General features: G+C 76.6%; 17 protein-coding genes and 1 pseudogene. 13 read left to right on the top strand and 5 right to left on the bottom strand.

Going from position 1 to position 15,680, the window contains the following annotated elements; genetic code table 11:
- Nucleotides 1–60: 60 nt before the first annotated feature.
- The gene (locus ACI78U_RS16925) at nt 61–1,029 is read left to right on the top strand and encodes a sulfotransferase (protein WP_456876549.1); all 969 of its coding nucleotides are present in this window, start codon (nt 61–63) and stop codon (nt 1,027–1,029) included.
- 1 nt (nt 1,030) lies between these two features.
- Here the strand turns inward: ACI78U_RS16925 and ACI78U_RS16920 are convergent, their stop codons facing one another.
- The gene (locus ACI78U_RS16920; protein ID WP_456876548.1) at nt 1,031–1,633 is read right to left on the bottom strand and encodes a dihydrofolate reductase family protein; all 603 of its coding nucleotides are present in this window, start codon (nt 1,631–1,633) and stop codon (nt 1,031–1,033) included.
- 110 nt (nt 1,634–1,743) lie between these two features.
- On the opposite strand from ACI78U_RS16920, the gene ACI78U_RS16915 reads away from it, so the two are divergent.
- Complete coding sequence (locus ACI78U_RS16915; protein WP_456876547.1) at nt 1,744–2,916, top strand: DUF222 domain-containing protein; 1,173 nt, start codon at nt 1,744–1,746, stop codon at nt 2,914–2,916.
- A gap of 124 nt (nt 2,917–3,040) precedes the next feature.
- On the opposite strand, the gene ACI78U_RS16910 is transcribed toward ACI78U_RS16915, so the two are convergent.
- Nucleotides 3,041–3,511, bottom strand: a complete 471-nt coding sequence (locus ACI78U_RS16910; protein WP_456876545.1) for a hypothetical protein — start codon at nt 3,509–3,511, stop codon at nt 3,041–3,043.
- Between the two features lie 275 nt (nt 3,512–3,786).
- On the opposite strand from ACI78U_RS16910, the gene ACI78U_RS16905 reads away from it, so the two are divergent.
- The 5 genes from ACI78U_RS16905 to ACI78U_RS16885 all read left to right on the top strand — a co-directional run bounded on the left by ACI78U_RS16905 (nt 3,787) and on the right by ACI78U_RS16885 (nt 8,311).
- A complete protein-coding gene (locus tag ACI78U_RS16905; RefSeq protein WP_456876543.1) occupies nt 3,787–4,284 on the top strand; it encodes a Chromate resistance protein ChrB in 498 nt (165 codons plus the stop codon).
- Nucleotides 4,281–4,712, top strand: coding sequence for a chromate resistance protein ChrB domain-containing protein (locus ACI78U_RS16900; protein ID WP_456876541.1), 432 nt, complete (start codon nt 4,281–4,283; stop codon nt 4,710–4,712). The genes ACI78U_RS16905 and ACI78U_RS16900 overlap by 4 nt, the downstream gene beginning before the upstream one ends.
- 66 nt (nt 4,713–4,778) lie before the next feature.
- The gene (gene chrA, locus ACI78U_RS16895) at nt 4,779–6,119 is read left to right on the top strand and encodes a chromate efflux transporter (RefSeq protein ID WP_456876539.1); all 1,341 of its coding nucleotides are present in this window, start codon (nt 4,779–4,781) and stop codon (nt 6,117–6,119) included.
- Nucleotides 6,120–6,201: 82 nt separating this feature from the next.
- The gene (locus tag ACI78U_RS16890; protein WP_456876537.1) at nt 6,202–7,623 is read left to right on the top strand and encodes an NADP-dependent succinic semialdehyde dehydrogenase; all 1,422 of its coding nucleotides are present in this window, start codon (nt 6,202–6,204) and stop codon (nt 7,621–7,623) included.
- A 100-nt stretch (nt 7,624–7,723) separates the two neighbouring features.
- Nucleotides 7,724–8,311, top strand: coding sequence for a hypothetical protein (locus ACI78U_RS16885; RefSeq protein WP_456876536.1), 588 nt, complete (start codon nt 7,724–7,726; stop codon nt 8,309–8,311).
- Between the two features lie 53 nt (nt 8,312–8,364).
- On the opposite strand, the gene ACI78U_RS16880 is transcribed toward ACI78U_RS16885, so the two are convergent.
- Nucleotides 8,365–9,081: an ANTAR domain-containing protein gene (locus tag ACI78U_RS16880; protein WP_456876534.1), complete on the bottom strand. Its 717-nt coding sequence runs from the start codon at nt 9,079–9,081 to the stop codon at nt 8,365–8,367.
- A gap of 223 nt (nt 9,082–9,304) precedes the next feature.
- On the opposite strand from ACI78U_RS16880, the pseudogene ACI78U_RS16875 reads away from it, so the two are divergent.
- The 5 genes and pseudogenes from ACI78U_RS16875 to ACI78U_RS16855 all read left to right on the top strand — a co-directional run.
- Nucleotides 9,305–9,805, top strand: a pseudogene (locus ACI78U_RS16875) (N-acetyltransferase family protein); the annotation flags it as partial.
- Between the two features lie 54 nt (nt 9,806–9,859).
- Entirely contained in the window at nt 9,860–10,270 is a 411-nt protein-coding gene (gene mscL / locus ACI78U_RS16870) for a large conductance mechanosensitive channel protein MscL (RefSeq protein WP_456876532.1), read from the top strand.
- Nucleotides 10,271–10,337: 67 nt separating this feature from the next.
- A complete protein-coding gene (locus ACI78U_RS16865) occupies nt 10,338–11,204 on the top strand; it encodes an alpha/beta hydrolase (RefSeq protein WP_456876530.1) in 867 nt (288 codons plus the stop codon).
- Nucleotides 11,205–11,250: 46 nt separating this feature from the next.
- Nucleotides 11,251–11,823 (top strand): class I SAM-dependent methyltransferase, encoded by a 573-nt coding sequence (locus ACI78U_RS16860; protein WP_456876529.1) that lies wholly within the window; start codon nt 11,251–11,253, stop codon nt 11,821–11,823.
- 47 nt (nt 11,824–11,870) lie between these two features.
- Entirely contained in the window at nt 11,871–12,389 is a 519-nt protein-coding gene (locus ACI78U_RS16855) for a pyridoxamine 5'-phosphate oxidase family protein (RefSeq protein WP_456876527.1), read from the top strand.
- 13 nt (nt 12,390–12,402) lie between these two features.
- Here ACI78U_RS16855 and ACI78U_RS16850 read toward each other — a convergent pair whose 3' ends face one another.
- On the bottom strand, nt 12,403–13,392 hold the full coding sequence (locus tag ACI78U_RS16850; protein WP_456876525.1) for an LLM class flavin-dependent oxidoreductase: 990 nt from the start codon (nt 13,390–13,392) through the stop codon (nt 12,403–12,405).
- Nucleotides 13,393–13,515: 123 nt separating this feature from the next.
- Between ACI78U_RS16850 and ACI78U_RS16845 the strand changes: the two genes are divergently transcribed.
- Complete coding sequence (locus ACI78U_RS16845) at nt 13,516–14,223, top strand: hemerythrin domain-containing protein (RefSeq protein WP_456876523.1); 708 nt, start codon at nt 13,516–13,518, stop codon at nt 14,221–14,223.
- On the opposite strand, the gene ACI78U_RS16840 is transcribed toward ACI78U_RS16845, so the two are convergent.
- Complete coding sequence (locus ACI78U_RS16840) at nt 14,220–15,650, bottom strand: hypothetical protein (RefSeq protein WP_456876521.1); 1,431 nt, start codon at nt 15,648–15,650, stop codon at nt 14,220–14,222. The two genes, ACI78U_RS16845 and ACI78U_RS16840, sit on opposite strands and share 4 nt — an antisense overlap.
- Nucleotides 15,651–15,680 lie beyond the last annotated feature (30 nt).

The raw sequence follows: 15,680 nt of genomic DNA, 5'->3' as shown, positions 1-15,680 counted from the left end.
TCCTCTCCGTGGGGGTGGCAGGTCTTCCCGTGTGTACACCGCGGGTCGGGGGTGGGTCGGGTGACCGCTGACGCCGGCCGGCTCCCGCAGTTCGTCGTCGCCGGTGCGCCCAAGGCCGGGACGACGGCGCTGCACGCGGCGCTGGCCACCCACCCCGGGCTGTACCTGTCCCCGGTCAAGGAGCCGAAGTACTACCTGACCGACGGCCGCCCGCCGCCGCGCAGCGGCCAGCGCGGACCCGGGGATGCGCACAGCGCGCGGGAGTGGGTCTGGCGGCGCGAGGACTACCTGCGGCTGTTCGACGGCGCCCCGCCCGGGACGGTGCGTGGGGAGAGCACGCCGTTCTACCTCCACGACCGCGCCGCGCAGCGCCGCCTGGCCGCCGACGTCCCGGGGGTCCGCGTGGTCGTGGTGGTGCGCGACCCGGTGGACCGGGCCTGGTCGAACTGGGTGCACCTGCGTGCCGACGGCCTGGAACCGGAGGCGGACTTCCGCACCGCCGTCGAACTGGAGGACGCGCGGGTGGCCGCGGGGTACGCGCCGTTCTGGCACTACCGCGGGCTGGGTCGCTACGGCGAGCAGCTGCGCGACCTGTTCGCCGTCCTGCCGCGGTCGCAGGTGCTGCTCCTGCGCTACCGGCAGCTGGTGGACGGCCCGCGGGAGACGCTCGACCGGGTCAGCGACTTCCTCGGCGTCGAGCGGGGGGTGGCGCACACCGTGCCCCCGGAGAACGTGAAGCCCTACGTCTGCGACACGCCCCGGTACCGGGCGCTGTCCCGGGTGGTGCGGGCCGGGGCGGCGCTGGGTGCCCATGCCCCGCCGCAGGTGTGGCGGCAGGTCTCGCGGCCGCTGCTGGCGGCGCTGCACGCCGGGCGGGCGCCCCGGCCGCCGCTGCCGGTCGAGGTGCGGCACGAGGTCCTGGTGCCGCTGCTGCCCGACATCGCGCTGCTCGAGGAGCTGACCGGGGAGTCCTTCGACGACTGGCGGCGCGACACCGGCCGCGGCGACTTCCGCTCCCGCCGGTCCTGAGTCAGCGGCGCACCCGGTAGGTCACGTGCGTGCACACCGGGCTCACCTGGACCGACGTCTGCTCGAGGCGGTGCCGCCCGACGCCGGCGAACAGCGGTGTGCCCGCGCCCAGGACCTCCGGCGCCACGTGCAGGCGCAGCTCGTCGAGCAGCCCGTCCCGCAGGCACGAGCCGACCAGCGCGCCGCCGCCCATGACGAAGACGTCGCGGTCGCCGGCGGCTGCCCGGGCCCTGTGGATGGCTGCTCCCGGGCCGTCGGTCACGAACGTGAAGTCGTGCGTGGCCGCGAGCCGGTGCTCCGCCGGCGGGCTGCCGGTGACGACGAAGAACGGCGGGCGGGCGTCCAGCGCCGCGCCGTAGCCCATGCCGTCGCCCCACCCGCGGTCGACCTCGTCGAAGGTGCGCCGGCCCATGACGACGGCACCGGACGCCGCCGCGTGCCGCTCCAGGACGCCGCGGTCGACGGGGTCCTCGCTCCGGAGTGCCCAGGCGTGGATGGCCTCGACGCCGTCGTCCGCGCCGGACACGAAGCCGTCGAGGGAGACCGTGATGTCGCCGATGACGAGGGTCATGTGGTGTGGACGCCGCAGGGGTCGCGCACTCATCGCTCGTGTGGTGCGCGGCGTGGTGTCAAAGGGCGTAACGGATCTGTGGACAGGGCTCTGACCTGGGAGTTCGGGTGGTGCGCGTGGTCCTGATCGGCTATTCTTCGATCATGCGTTCGAGCAGGTGGGAGACCGGTGACGTCCTCGACGACGTCGCCGCGCTCATCGCCGAGCGCAACCGGATCGATGCCGCCCTGGCCCGCCGGGTCCGCGCCGCCGAACTGTCCCAGGCCCCCGAGCGCGACGGGCAGAAGAGCATGGCGTCGTGGCTGCGCGGGCACTGCCGGCTCTCCTCGGCGGCGGCGTCCCGGCTCGTCACCAACGGTCGAGCGCTGGAGCACCTGCCGGCCCTCGCCGAGGCCCACGACGCCGGGTGGGTGTCGGCCGAGCAGGTGGCCGAGGCCGCGCGGGTGGTCACGCCGCAGCGGCGGGCCGCGGCCGCCGCCCAGGACGTCGACCTGGCCGCGATGGACGCCGCGCTGACCCAGGTCGCCCTCGACTGTCCCCACGCCGACCTGGCGCAGATCGTGCAGCGCTACCTCGACGCGCTCGACCCCGACGGGCCCGAACCCGACCCCACCGCGGGCCGGTCGCTGACGGTGTCCAGGCACGCCGACGGATCCCTCAGCGGGCGCTTCCACCTCGACGCGGTGGGCGGGGAGAGGTTCCAGGCCGCCTTGGAGCCGTTCGTGCAGCGCGACCGCCCGGCCGGGGACGAGCGCACCCGGGCTCAGCGGCTCGGCGATGCGCTCGTGCAGCTGTGCGACAACGCCCTGGCGTCCGGGAGTCTGCCGGTGCTCCGGACGGTGAAGCCGCACGTTGCGGTGCGGGTCGACCTCGACGACCTGGCCGACCCCGCCACCGGGCCCGGCGCCGCCACGATGGGCTTCGGCGCGACGATCTCCGCCGCCCGCGCCCGCTGGCTGGCCTGCGACGGGGCGATCTCCCGGGTGGTGTTCGGGCCCGACGGGAGCCCACTCGACCTGGGTCGCAGCCGGCGGCTGGTCAGCCGGCAGCTGCGCCACGCCGTGGAGCTGCGCGACGGGGGCTGCGTGTTCGCCGGCTGTGACGCGCCGAGTCACTGGGCCGACGTGCACCACCTGGTGCACTGGATCGACGGCGGCGAGACCAGCCTGGCCAACAGTGCGCTGCTGTGCGAGCGGCACCACACCCAGGTCCACCACGGCTTCCGCGTCGAGCGGCAACCCGACGGGCGATGGCGCACCTGGCGCCCCGACGGCACCGAGATCACCGTCCCGACACCGCTCGCACCCGCCGCCTGACCGACCCGCGCACGCCGGCACGGCCGCCCGCATCTCGCGCGGACGGCCGTGCCGGCATGCCCGCATGGGGCCATCAGAACCAGCGCAGGTGCGCCCGCCTCTCGATCGACGACTGTGCTGCGACTCAGCGCCTCCGACCGGGCCCGGCTCCTCTCGGCCGGCGACGGCCGAACGCCGCCGTCGGCCAGGATCGGCGGGCGAGGTGCAGGGCTCCCAGAGCGAGGATCGGATTGCCGAGCGTGTAGGTGCCCAGGGGCATGATGCCGAGGGAGAAGCCGGCCGCGGCGAGCAGGCCCAGGCGGGCGGCCGGGTCGGGACTCAGGATGGCGGCGGCCACCGCCGTCTCTCCCGCGGTCATGGCCGCGCCGAATGCCCGTGGAGCAGGCTGGGTCAGAGCCAGGCCAGCCCGTCGGTACCAGCCCCAGGGAGCACGTCTGGCCAGCATCGGGAACTGTTCGGGGGCCTTCGCGGTGAGGAACCCGTTCCAGGCCAGGCCCATGACGGCGAAGAAGACGCCGAGAGCACGCCGCCCCACCGACGGCCGCCAGTACGCCAGGCCCGTGAGCCCGGAGTAGACGGCGGCGGCGATGACCATCTGCCGGAGGTCGTCGGCCCTCGTGGGTGTGGAACCGGTCGGTCGGGCCGTTGCGGGAGACTCCGTCGTCGTCATGTGGCACCTCCGGCGCTTCGTGCACGAGCCTGACGGGGCGCTGCACGGCCGCGCCACGAGCCAAGGTCACGCCGAACCAGTGGTCTAGGTCCCGGAGGCTGCCCTCACCCGCCTCGTCGCCGGCTCCGGTGGCCCGAGGTCGCCTCGCGGTGACGCGAGCCGGGTCGACAGGAGCGGCGCAACCGTGGTTGCATCGCGCTGTGGCCGCGGTGGGGGAGTGGGTGCTGCTGTCCTACCGCCTGCCGCGGGAGCCGTCGGGCCCGCGGACGACGCTGTGGCGCCGGCTGCGCCGGCTCGGCGTGGCCCAGCTCGGCGACGGCGTGGTGGCCCTGCCCGCCGACGCCCGCACCCGGGAGTCGCTCGAGTGGCTCGCCGACGACGTGCTCGCCGCCGGCGGCTCCGCCGGGGTGTGGATCGCCCGGCCCGCCGCGGCCGCCCAGGAGCGCGAGCTCGCCGCCGGCATGGCCGCCGCGCGGGCGGAGGAGTACCGCGAACTGACCGCGGAGTGCACCGCGGCGCTCGAGGCCCCCGAGGCCGACCGGGCGCGTGCCCTGCGGCGGTTGCGCGGCGAGTGGCGGGCCATCGGCCGACGGGACTTCTTCCCGCCGGCGGAGCGGGACGCGGCCGGTGCGGCGCTCCTGGCGCTGGCCGACGCCGTGGGCGAGCCGCTGGCGGCCGGACGGGGGAGCCGGTCGTGAGGTGGGCGACCCGCGCCGGCGTGCACGTCGACCGTGCCGCCTGCGCCTGGTTGATCCGCCGGTTCGTCGACCCGGACGCCGAGTTCGTCTTCGTCTCCGACCCCGCCGACGTCCCGGCCGACGCCACGCCCTTCGACATGCGCGGCGCCGCCCTCGGCCACGTCGGCGGCGACTGCTCCTTCGAGACGATCCTGCGCGTCCACGGCCTCACCGACCCCGCGCTGGAGCGGATCGGCCAGATCGTGCACGAGGCCGACCTCGACGACGGCCGGTTCGACGCGCCCGAGGCGCCGGGACTCGACGTCCTGCTGCGCGGCCTGTCGATGACCGGCGACGACGAGCGCACCCTCGCCGTCTCCGGACCGCTCTTCGACGGCCTCTACGAGTACGTCCGACGCCGCCTGCTGCTCGGCCGTGAGCCGGCCTGACCCCGACGGAGACCCGTGACGCCCGAGCCGCGCCCCACCCCGGCCGTGCCGCCTGCCACCCCTCCCGTGGCCACCGCCGTGCCGCCGTTCCGCACCGCCGTCCGCACCTGGTTCCTGGTGTCCCTGCAGACCTTCGGTGGCCCCGCCGGGCAGATCGCGGTCATGCAGCGGGAGCTGGTCGACGAGCGGCGCTGGATCGGCCAGCGCCGGTTCCTGCACGCCATGAACTACTGCATGCTGCTGCCCGGCCCCGAGGCCCAGCAGCTGGCCACCTACGTGGGCTGGCTGATGCACGGGACCCGCGGCGGCCTGGTCGCCGGCGGCCTGTTCGTCCTCCCGGGCGTGCTGGCGCTGCTGGTCCTGTCCGCGGTCTACGTCGCCTTCGGGGACACCACCGCCGTCCTCGCGCTGTTCGTCGGGCTCGCGCCGGCGGTGGTGGCGATCGTCGCCCAGGCGGTGCAGCGGGTGGCCAAGCGGGCGCTCACCAGCCCGCCGCTGGTCGCCATCGCCGTCGCCGCGTTCCTCGCGCTGGCGCTGTTCGCCGTCCCGTTCCCGCTCGTGGTGCTGGCCGCCGGCCTGGCCGGGTGGGTGCTGGGCCGCCGGCGGCCGTCGGCGGTCGCCGAGGCACCCGCCGACGGCGGCCCGGCGCCGGTGATCGCCGACGACGCCCTGCACTCGGAGCGCCCGGGCACGCGCCGCACGCTCACCGTGCTCGCCGTCGGGCTGCTCGCGTGGGGCGTCCCGCTGGCCGCCGTCGTGCTGCTCACCGGCGCCGGCAGCACGCTCACCGAGCAGGGGCTGTTCTTCTCCGGCGCCGCGGTGGTCACCTTCGGCGGCGCCTACGCGGTGCTGGCCTACGTCGCGCAGGCCGCCGTCGGCACCTACGGGTGGCTCGCGCCGGGGGAGATGGTGCGCGGGCTGGCGCTGGCCGAGACCACACCCGGGCCGCTGATCATGGTGGTGCAGTTCGTCGCCTTCCTCGGCGCCTTCCGCGCGCCCGGCACGCTCGACCCCTGGGCCGCGGCCGTGCTCGCCTCGCTGCTGGTCACCTGGGTGACCTTCGTGCCGAGCTTCCTGTTCGTGCTGCTCGGCGCGCCCTACATCGAGCGGTTGCGCGGCAACCGGTCGCTGTCGGCGGCGCTCACCGGCATCACCGCGGCGGTGGTCGGCGTCATCGCCAGCCTCGGCCTCTACTTCGCCGTCCACACGCTGTTCTCGGAGACCGTGCGGCTCGGCCCGCTGGCGCTGGAGGTGCCCGACCCCACGAGCGCCCAGCCGGTGGCCTGGGCGGTCGCCGCGGTCGCCGCCGTCCTGCTGTTCCGGCTCAGGTGGTCGGTGCTGCGGACGCTCGGTGTCTGCGCGGTGCTCGGGCTGGCCGCGGGCCTCGCCGGGCTGCCCGTGGCGTGAGCGCGGGTGACCGGCGGCCGACCGGGTAGGGCCCCCGGCTGAGGGTGCGGGCAGCCCGGCCCGACCCGGACGGGAGGCAGAGATGGCGATCGCGACGATCAACCCGGCCACCGGCGAGACGCTGAAGACCTACGAACCCCTGTCGGACGACGCCGTCGACGAGAAGATCGGCCGGGCCGCGGCTGCGTACCGCTCCTACCGGCTGACCAGCCCCGAGGAGCGCGTGGGCTGGCTCCGCGCGGCCGCCGACGTGCTCGACGCCGACACCGACACCGTCGCCGCGCTCATGGTCACCGAGATGGGCAAGACGCTGGCCGCGGCGAAGGCGGAGGCCGCCAAGTGCGCCAAGGCGCTGCGGTACTACGCGGAGCACGGCCCAGCGATGCTCGAGCCGACGCCCGCCGACGCCGACGCCGTCGGCGCCGCGCAGGCGTTCGTCGTCCACCGGCCGATCGGCGTGGTGCTGGCGATCATGCCGTGGAACTTCCCGCTCTGGCAGGCGATGCGGTTCGCCGCCCCGGCGCTCACGGCCGGCAACGTCGCGCTGCTCAAGCACGCCAGCAACGTGCCGCAGACGGCGCTGTACCTGGAGGAGCTCTTCCGCAAGGCCGGCTTCCCCGCCGACGTCTTCCAGACCCTGCTCATCGGCTCCTCGGCCATCGAGCGGGTGCTGCGCGACGACCGGGTCGCCGCCGCCACCCTCACCGGGAGCGCCCCGGCGGGGCAGTCGGTGGCCGCGATCGCCGGTGACGTCCTGAAGAAGACGGTGCTCGAGCTCGGTGGCAGCGACCCGTTCGTCGTCATGCCCTCGGCCGACCTCGACCGCGCCGCCGAGGTGGCGGTCACCGCGCGCTGCCAGAACAACGGGCAGAGCTGCATCGCGGCCAAGCGGTTCTTCGTGCACGCTGACGTCGCCGAGGAGTTCACCCGGCTGTTCGCCGAGAAGCTCGGCGCGCTCACCGTCGGCGACCCGATGGAGGAAGGCACCCAGGTCGGGCCGCTGGCCACCGAGTCCGGCCGCGAGGACGTCGAGCGGTACGTGCAGGACGCCGTCGACAAGGGCGCGACCGTCGTCGTCGGCGGGAAGCGTCCCGACCGGCCCGGCTGGTACTACGAGCCGACGCTGCTCACCGGGATCACCCCGGACATGGACCTGTTCGACGAGGAGGTCTTCGGGCCGGTGGCCGCGCTGTGGACGGTCCAGTCGCTCGAGGAGGCCCTGGAGATCGCCAACAGCCACCCCTACGGCCTCGGCGCCAACCTCTGGAGCGAGGACGAGGCGGAGCGGGCCACCTTCGTCCGCGACGTCGAGAGCGGGATGGCGTTCGTCAACGGCATGGTCACCAGCTACCCGGAGCTGCCCTTCGGCGGGGTGAAGCAGAGCGGCTACGGCCGCGAGCTCACCGAGCTCGGCATGTACGAGTTCATGAACGCCACCACCGTGTGGATCGGCCCGCCCAGCAGCCGGCAGGGGGAGGGGAACACCGCCACCGCCTCGGAGTGAGCGCGCCGCGGCACGGGTAGCCGGACCGGACCGGCCCCTCAGCAGCGGGGACGCCGGGGACGTTCGACGGGTGCGACCGCGCACCCGGGCAGGAGCACTCGTGACGAAGACGACGGACAACCACTTCGTGGCCCAGGCGGTGCACGACCTCGGCGCGGCGCTGTGGTTCGGCGGCGCGGTGATGGGGATCGCCGGCGTGAACAAGTCCGGCAGCGACCTGACCACCGGGATCGACAAGGTCCGGGTGGCCAGCTCGGCCTGGAGCCGGTTCTCCCCGGCGCAGTGGGGCGGCATCGCGGCCACGCTGGGGTCCGGACTGCAGCTGACCCGCGTCGGCGGCCGGCGGCTGGCGCTGCAGAAGGGCTTCGGGTCGGTCGGCGCGCTCAAGGCCGCGCTCACCGTCGCCGGGGCCGGCGCGACGGCCTACGCCGCGTACACGGGCAAGAAGATCGGCGAGCTGGCCGAGAAGGCGAACCGCGACGGCGGCGGGCTCGACGTGAAGGACGCGACCCTGCCCTCGGCGGGCACCCCGCCGGAGATCGCGAAGTGGCAGGGGCGGCAGCGGGTCGCGCAGGCCGCCGTCCCGACGCTGGCCGGCGCCGTCATCGTCTGCAACGCCTGGCTGGTGCAGTCCTACCGGCTCGGGTCGACCGCCAAGGGCGTGCTGGGCCGGCTGCTGCCCACGTAGCCGTCGCCGGCCGGGCCCCGCGACCAGCGGGCGCCCGGCCGGTCCCCGGCCGGTCAGGCGTCCCCGGCCGGCGGCGGCGTCTCTCCGGTCTCGGTGACCAGCGCGGCGACGTCGCGGACCTTGCGCTGGGTGTCCCGCGAGGCGCGCACGAGGATGCCGAACGCGATGTCGGCCGTGATCCGGTGGCGCTCCATCAGCACGCCCTTCGCCTGCCCGATGAGGTCGCGGCTCTCCAGGGCCACGGCCAGGTTGGCGGTGCGCCGCACCGCGGACAGCGCCAGCGCGGCCTGCCCGGCGACCGGGACGAGCACCGCGCGGTCGGCGACCGGGCCGGTCGCGTACACCGACAGCGCGCCGAGGACCTCGGTGCCGGTGTCGAGGGGCAGGCAGGTCGCCGTGCGCACGCCGGCGGCGCCGGCTGGTGCCGCGAGCGCCGGCCACCGCAGGTCGCGGCCGAGGTCGCCGCTACCGGCCGCGGTGCCGGCCAGGGCGGTCAGCAGCGGCCCCTGCCCGCTGCCGATCTGGACGGCGTCCAGGGCAGCGGCCGACCCGGCGTCGCCCTCCGGGGGGAGCGGCCGCCGGCCGGTGCCGAGCAGCGTGAGCGACGCGGACGCACCGGCCGGCAGCAGGGCCGCCACGTCCTCCAGGACGGCCCGGACGGCGGTGGCCGGGTCGTCGGCGGCGTGCCACCGGCGGGCCGCGCCGAGCAGCCAGGCGGCGAGGTCGGGACGGGGTCGGGGGACGGGGACGGCGGTGGGCACAGCGTGCACCGCGGCACCTCCAGCCGGAGCGGGCTCCGGGTCCGAGAGACCGAGGGCGCCCCGGTCGTTCGAGGCGCCGGTCTGCGGGGTGGGCCGATCGTGCCACCCCGGGTGCGACACGCCCATGATCGACACGTGAGAGTGATCTCGCGCACACGCAGCGCTCACACCAGTCCCGTCGTGCGGCTGGCGTCGGGGGAGTGACCGGCACCGTCCGCACGCGACCACCGCCGACGCCGCCGCCTGCCGCGACGTCTACGCGCCCTACGTCACCGGCACCGCCGTCTCCTTCGAGACCGAGCCGCCGACCGCGGCGGAGATGGCCGCGCGCATCGCCGCCGCCCAGGAGCACCACGCCTGGCTGGTGCTCGAGGACGACGGCGCGGTGCGCGGCTTCACGCACGGCGGGCCGTTCACGAGCCGCGCGGCCTACCACTGGTCGTGCACGGTGAGCGTCTACCTCGAGCCGGGTCGCCGGCGCACCGGCGCCGGCCGGGCGCTCTACGGCGCGCTGCTCGAGCGGCTCGCCGCGCGCCGCTACCGCCGGGCGCTGGCCGGGGTCGCCCTCCCCGACGAGGCCAGCCTGGGCCTGCACCGCGCCTTCGGCGTCGAGCCGGTGGGCACCTACCGGAGGGTCGGCTGGAAGGCCGGTGCCTGGCACGACGTCACCTGGCTGCAGCGGGACCTCGGCCCCGGTCCCGCCGACGGCGCGCCGGCCGCCGAGCCGCGCTGACCGCGGGCCGGCCCTACGCTCCCCGCCGACCCGGACCGGCCAGGGAGGACCCCCGTGCGCACGCTGCTGACCAACTTCCGCAACTTCGCCTTCTCCGGCAGCCTCGTCGACCTCGCGGTCGGCCTGGCGATCGGCGCGGCCTTCGCCACGGTGGTCGAGTCGCTGGTCGGGGACGTCATCCTGCCGCTGGTCGCCGCGGTCTTCGGTCAGCCCGACTTCGACGCCCTGGTGCTCACCGTCAACGGCGCGCAGATCCGCTACGGGTCGTTCCTCACCGCGTTCGTCTCGTTCCTGCTGCTGGCGGTGACGATCATGTTCCTGGTCCAGGCGATCCGCCGGGCCACCGGCCGCGAGACCGCCGGCGCCCAGGGCAACCGGGAGTGCGACCACTGCAGGAGCTTCATCCCGGTCGACGCCTCGGTCTGCATGTTCTGCACGCGGGACGTGGAACCGGTCGTCCCCTGACCGGGAGCCGGGTCCGGCCGGCGACCGGCTACGGTCTGGCGCCGGTACGACCGGACCGGGAGGACGCGTGACGACAGCGGTGAGGCACGGGCAGGGCAGCCTGCCGTCGGGGCAGTACTGGCAGGGCTGGACGGTGCCCGACCCCGTCGGCGTCGTGGTGCTGGTGCACGGCGCGCACGAGCACGGCGGCCGCTACGCGCACGTGGCCGAGCGGCTCGGCGCCGCCGGGTACGCGTCCTACGCGCCCGACCACCCCGGCCACGGCCGCTCCCCGGGCCGCCGCGGCGACATCCGCAGCCTGGCCACGGCCGTCGAGGGCGTCGCGCAGACCGCCCGCGCGGCCGCCGACCGGCACCCCGGCGTCCCGCTGTTCGTCTACGGCCACAGCCTCGGCGGCCTGGTCGCGCTGCAGTACCTGACCGGCACGCCGCACGAGCGGGTCGCCGGCGCCGTCGTGTCCGCCCCGGCCCTCGACACCAGCAGCGCCACCCCGGTGCAGCGCGCGGTCGCGCCGCTGCTGTCCCGGCTGGCCCCGGGCCTGGGGGTGCTCACCCTCGACGCCGAGACGGTCAGCCGCGACCCCGAGGTCGTCGCCGCCTACCGGGCCGACCCGCTCAACCACAACCGGAGGATGGTGGCGCGCACCGGCACCGCGATCATGCTCGGCGCCGCCGGGATGCCCGACCGGCTGCGCGGGCTGCGCCTGCCCCTGCTGGTCATCCACGGCGGGGACGACCGGCTGATGCCGCCGGCGGCCAGCGAGGTCGTCCGCGAGCACGCCGGCTCGCCGGACCTGACGGTGCGCGTCTACGACGGGCTCTACCACGAGCCGCACAACGAGCCGGAGAAGGACGAGGTCCTGGCCGACGTCGTCGCCTGGCTCGACGCGCACCGGGCGGACGGTGCTCGGGCGGCGACGGCCACCGGTCCGTGACAGGGTCCGGGCAGCGGCGCGGACGGCGCGGCGGACGGGAGTGACGGTGACCCACGCCCTCGGTGACGGACTGCGCCTGCTGCGCGCGTTCGCGAGCAACCCGCGCCAGATCGGCGCCGTGCTGCCCACGTCCCGGACCGCGGTCCGGGCCATGCTCGACCTCGCCGACGTCCCGGCGGCCCGGCTGGTGGTCGAACTCGGGGCCGGCACCGGGGTGGCCACCCGCGAGATCCTCGCCCGACTCGGCCCGGACGCCCGGCTGGTCGCCGTCGAGATCGACCCGCGGCTGGCCCGCCTGCTCACCGAGCGCTCGGTCGACCCGCGGCTGCAGGTCGTCTGCGGCTCCGCGGAGGACCTCGGCGCCCACCTCGACGGGGAGCGCGCCGACGTGGTCGTCTCGATGCTGCCGTTCACCTCGCTGGAGGCCGGGCTGCGCCACCGGCTGCTCGACGAGCTCCCGCGGGCGCTGCGCCCCGGCGGGACGGCGCTGGTGATCCAGTACTCGCCGCTGGTTCTCGGTCAGCTGCGCCGCCGGTTCGCCGAGGTGCGCACCCGCGTCACGCCGTGGAACGTGCCGCCGGCGTTCCTGTTCGCCTGCACCGGCACCCCGGAGGGCTGACCCGGCGGGGGCGATGAGTCGCCGCGCCGGGACCGGTCACAACCGGCATGACGACCGGCGAGATCGACCCCCGCTACGGCGACGCGTCGGCTCCGGCACCGCCGTGGGCCGACGTCGAACGGCTGCTCGCGGACGCCCAGCTCTACTGGGTGGTCACCGTCCGGGCCGACGGGCGCCCGCACGCGGTACCGCTGGTGGGCGTCTGGCAGGACGGCTTCGCGTTCTGCACCGGCGCCGGGGAGCAGAAGAAGCGCAACCTCGACGGCAACCCGCACGTGGCGGTGACCACGGGCAGCACCGGCGCGCACGGCTGGGACAGCGGTCTCGACGTCGTGGTCGAGGGCACCGCGACGCGCGTGACCGACCCGCAGGAGCTGCGGGCGCTCGCGGCCGCCTGGTACGCCAAGTACGGCGACGACTGGCACTTCGCGGTGCACGGCGAGGAGTTCGTCGAGGTCAGCGACTCCGGCGGCGCCACCGAGGGCGGTGCGCTGGTCTACCGGGTCACGCCGGCCAAGGTCCTGCTCTTCGGCGGACCGCACGGCCAGACCCGGTACCTCCGCTGAGAGGGAGGACGTCTCAGGCGGCGACGGCGTCCATCGCCTCGGCGACCAGGGTCACCGAGCGCAGCCGGCCCTCGGCGGTGGGGACCTGGTGGGCGACGATCAGCTCGTCGGCGTCGGCCAGCCGCGCGAACGCGGTCAGCTGCTCGCGGACCTCCGCCGGGGTGCCGGCCGCGGTGTGGGTGAGCATGGTGTCCACCTGCCGGCCCGCGCCCGACTCCAGCAGCAGGTCGGCGGCGGCGTCGTCGAGGTCGCGGCCCTGGCCGAACAGGCCGACGGCCAGCCGGCGGCGGGTGGCGGCGAGCGCGGCCCGCGCGGCCTCGGTGCTGTCGGCGGCGATCGCGTTGACCCCGGCGATGACGTACGGCGCGTCGAGCTGCTCGGACGGGCGGAAGTCGCGCCGGTAGGCGGCCACCGCGGGCTCGAGCAGCTGCGGGGCGAAGTGGGAGGCGAACGCGTAGGGCAGGCCGAGCGCGGCGGCCAGGCCGGCGCCGAACATCGACGAGCCGAGCACGTACAGCGGCACGTCGGTCCCGCGGCCGGGGACGGCCTCGACGCCGGGCACCCGCGACCGGCCGGTCAGGTAGCCCTGCAGCTCCAGCACGTCCTGCGGGAAGCGGTCGGCGGCGGCGGGGTCGCGGCGCAGCGCCCAGGCGGTGTTCTGGTCCGAGCCCGGCGCGCGGCCCAGGCCGAGGTCGATCCGGCCCGGGTGGATCGAGGCCAGCGTGCCGAACTGCTCGGCGATGGTCAGCGGTGAGTGGTTGGGCAGCATGACGCCGCCCGCGCCCAGCCGGATGGTGCGCGTGTGGGCGGCCACGTGGGCGACGAGCACGCTGGTGGCCGACGAGGCGATGGCCGGCATGTTGTGGTGCTCGGCGTACCAGACCCGGCGGTAGCCGGCCTCCTCCGCCCGCTGCGCGAGGGCCACGCTGGCGGCGATGCTCTCCCCGACGGTCTCCCCGCGGGCGACGGGGGCGAGGTCGAGCACGGACAGCGGGATGCGCATGGGGGAGCTCCTGGGACGACGGCGATCGTTGCCCGGTGCAACTCCCGGGGGTGCCCGGCTCTTCCGGCGCCGGCGGTAGTCGGTCGCAAGTCACCGGCAACCGGGCCGCGGGACGGTCGTCCGGTGACCGCGACCGCGCCGCTGCCGTTCCCCGTCACCCCCCGCCGGCCCGGCGAGCCCGAGGCCGACGTCTCCCGGCTGGCGCTGGCGCACCGCGCGCTGCGGGCCGGCTGCCGGCTGCTGGCCGACGCCGCCGCCGGGGCCACCGAGCAGACCGGGGGCGACGGCTGGCCGCCGGAGCGGCGGAGGGCGCTGGTCGCCTTCGGGCGGGGCGTGCTGCGCGAGGTGCGGGCGCACACCGAGCGGGAGGACGCCGTGCTGTGGCCGGTGGTCGCGGCCTGCGCCGGCACGCACGCCGCCGACCTGGAGCCGCTGACCGAGGACCACACCGCCCTGCGGGCGCTGCTCGGGCGGGCCGCGACGGTGCTGCCGGCCCTCGCCGCCGCGGGCCCGGACGCCGGCCAGGCGGCCGCGGTCCTCCGCGAGCTGGCCGATGCGCTCGACGAGCACGTCGCCGAGGAGGAGCGCGAGGTGTTCCCGGCGGTGCGCCGGTGCGTGTCGGCCCGCGACCTGGCCCGCTACGAGGCGCTCTGCGCACGCGGCGCCGGCCTCCGGCAGGCGGCGTTCACGCTGCCCTGGCTCGCCGACGCCTGCGGCACGCCCGGCGAGCGCGCCGGGCTGCTCGCCGCGACCCCGCTGCCGCTGCGGCTGCTGCTGCGGCTTGCCGGGCCCGGCTGGCGGCGCCGCCGCGACCTGGTCGCAGGCTCCTAGCCCGGCACCCCCGGCGCGGCGTGGGCGGCCGCGATCCAGCCCGGGTGCCCGGTCCGCTCGGCGACGGCGACGGCGACCTCGCGGTGGGCCGCGGCGGCCTCGGTGTCGCCCCGCGCGGCGGCCAGCCGGGCGAGCAGGGTCGCCGTCGGGCCGAAGGCCAGCTGGGCGGTGTGCGTCCCGCACACGGTGTCCCGGTAGGGGAGCAGCTCGGCCTCGGCCTCGGCCATCCGGTCGGCGTCGCCCAGGGCCAGCCCGACGACGCCGCGGCAGTACTGGAGGAACGGCGTGAACAGGTCCCGCGTGACCCGGTGGCGCGGCGGGCCCAGCGACCGCGCCTCCTCCACCCGCCCGGCCAGGACGAGCGCCAGGGCCTGGAACTCGGTCGCGAGCTCGGGCGAGATCGGCGCCAGGGTGGCCATCTCCTCGGGGGCGACCGGCCGGGCGGCGGGGTCGGCGAGCTGCAGGGACAGCTGCGTGGTCAGCCGGAGCGCCCGCGCCACCTGGGGGTAGTAGCCGGCGTCGAGCAGGGCCTGCTCGGCCACGCGGTAGGCGGCCTCGGCCTCGGCCACCCGCCCGGCGACGGCGGCGCGCAGGCCGGCGTAGCAGCGGGCGATGCCGTGCAGCAGCGGCAGTCCGTAGGCGGCGGACAGCCGCTCGGCCTCCCCGGCGTGCCGGTCGGCGGCCTCGAGGTCGAGCACCGCGCAGGTGCCCTGCAGCAGCACCAGCCGCGCCACCGCCTCGAACAGGCCGAAGCCCTCGCGCTGCGCCAGGGCGAGCAGCTCGGTGCCCAGCGCGGTGGCCTCGCTGCGGTCGGACCCGCGGACGGCGTGGAACTGCCGGACGGTCAGGGCGTGGGCCAGCGCCAGCGGGTCCCCGCCGAGACGGGCCTCGGCCAGCGCCTGGGCCGAGACCTCGACGGCCCGCTCCTCGTGCCGCTCCTCGAGCTCGACGGCGAGCATCGCCAGCAGCCGGGCCCGCTGCGGGTCCCCGGCGGGCAGGCCGGCGACGGCGCGCTCGGTGCGCGCGACGAACCGGTCGTCGACCGGGTCGACCCAGGCGTTCCAGAAGGTCGGCACGTCCGAGGACAGCAGGACCGACGCGGTCAGCGCGGCCGGCGCGTCCTCGGGCAGCACCGACAGCGCCCGGGTGCGCAGGGCGCGGGCCTCGCCGACGGCGCCGGCCATCGCGTCGGCGTGCGCCTGCGCGGCCAGCAGCCGGGCCAGCTCCGCCGCGTCGCCCGGGCGGGCCGTCGCGGTGGCCTCGGCCGCCCGGCCCCACATGACCGCCGCGTCGGCGTGGGCGAAGCGGCGCTCGGCGAGCTCGGCGGCGGCCTGCGCCCAGCGCGCCGCCGGCCGGGGGGGCGCCCCCCCCCCCCCCGCCGCGGGGGGCGGGGGGGCGCCCTCCCCGACATCGCCGCCCCCCCCCACCCCCCCCCCCCCCCCCCCCCCCCCCCCCCC

It is taken from the genome of Geodermatophilus sp. SYSU D00710 (assembly GCF_054050195.1).
This window is presented reverse-complemented; position numbering and strand designations above follow the sequence as displayed.

Coding starts and splice junctions, on each gene's coding strand:
- ACI78U_RS16890 (WP_456876537.1), top strand. CDS start 6,202: ATGGCGATCGCGACGATCAACCCGGCCACCGGCGAGACGCTGAAGACC.
- ACI78U_RS16915 (WP_456876547.1), top strand. CDS start 1,744: ATGCGTTCGAGCAGGTGGGAGACCGGTGACGTCCTCGACGACGTCGCC.
- ACI78U_RS16920 (WP_456876548.1), bottom strand. CDS start 1,633: ATGAGTGCGCGACCCCTGCGGCGTCCACACCACATGACCCTCGTCATC.
- ACI78U_RS16855 (WP_456876527.1), top strand. CDS start 11,871: ATGACGACCGGCGAGATCGACCCCCGCTACGGCGACGCGTCGGCTCCG.
- ACI78U_RS16910 (WP_456876545.1), bottom strand. CDS start 3,511: ATGGTCATCGCCGCCGCCGTCTACTCCGGGCTCACGGGCCTGGCGTAC.
- ACI78U_RS16850 (WP_456876525.1), bottom strand. CDS start 13,392: ATGCGCATCCCGCTGTCCGTGCTCGACCTCGCCCCCGTCGCCCGCGGG.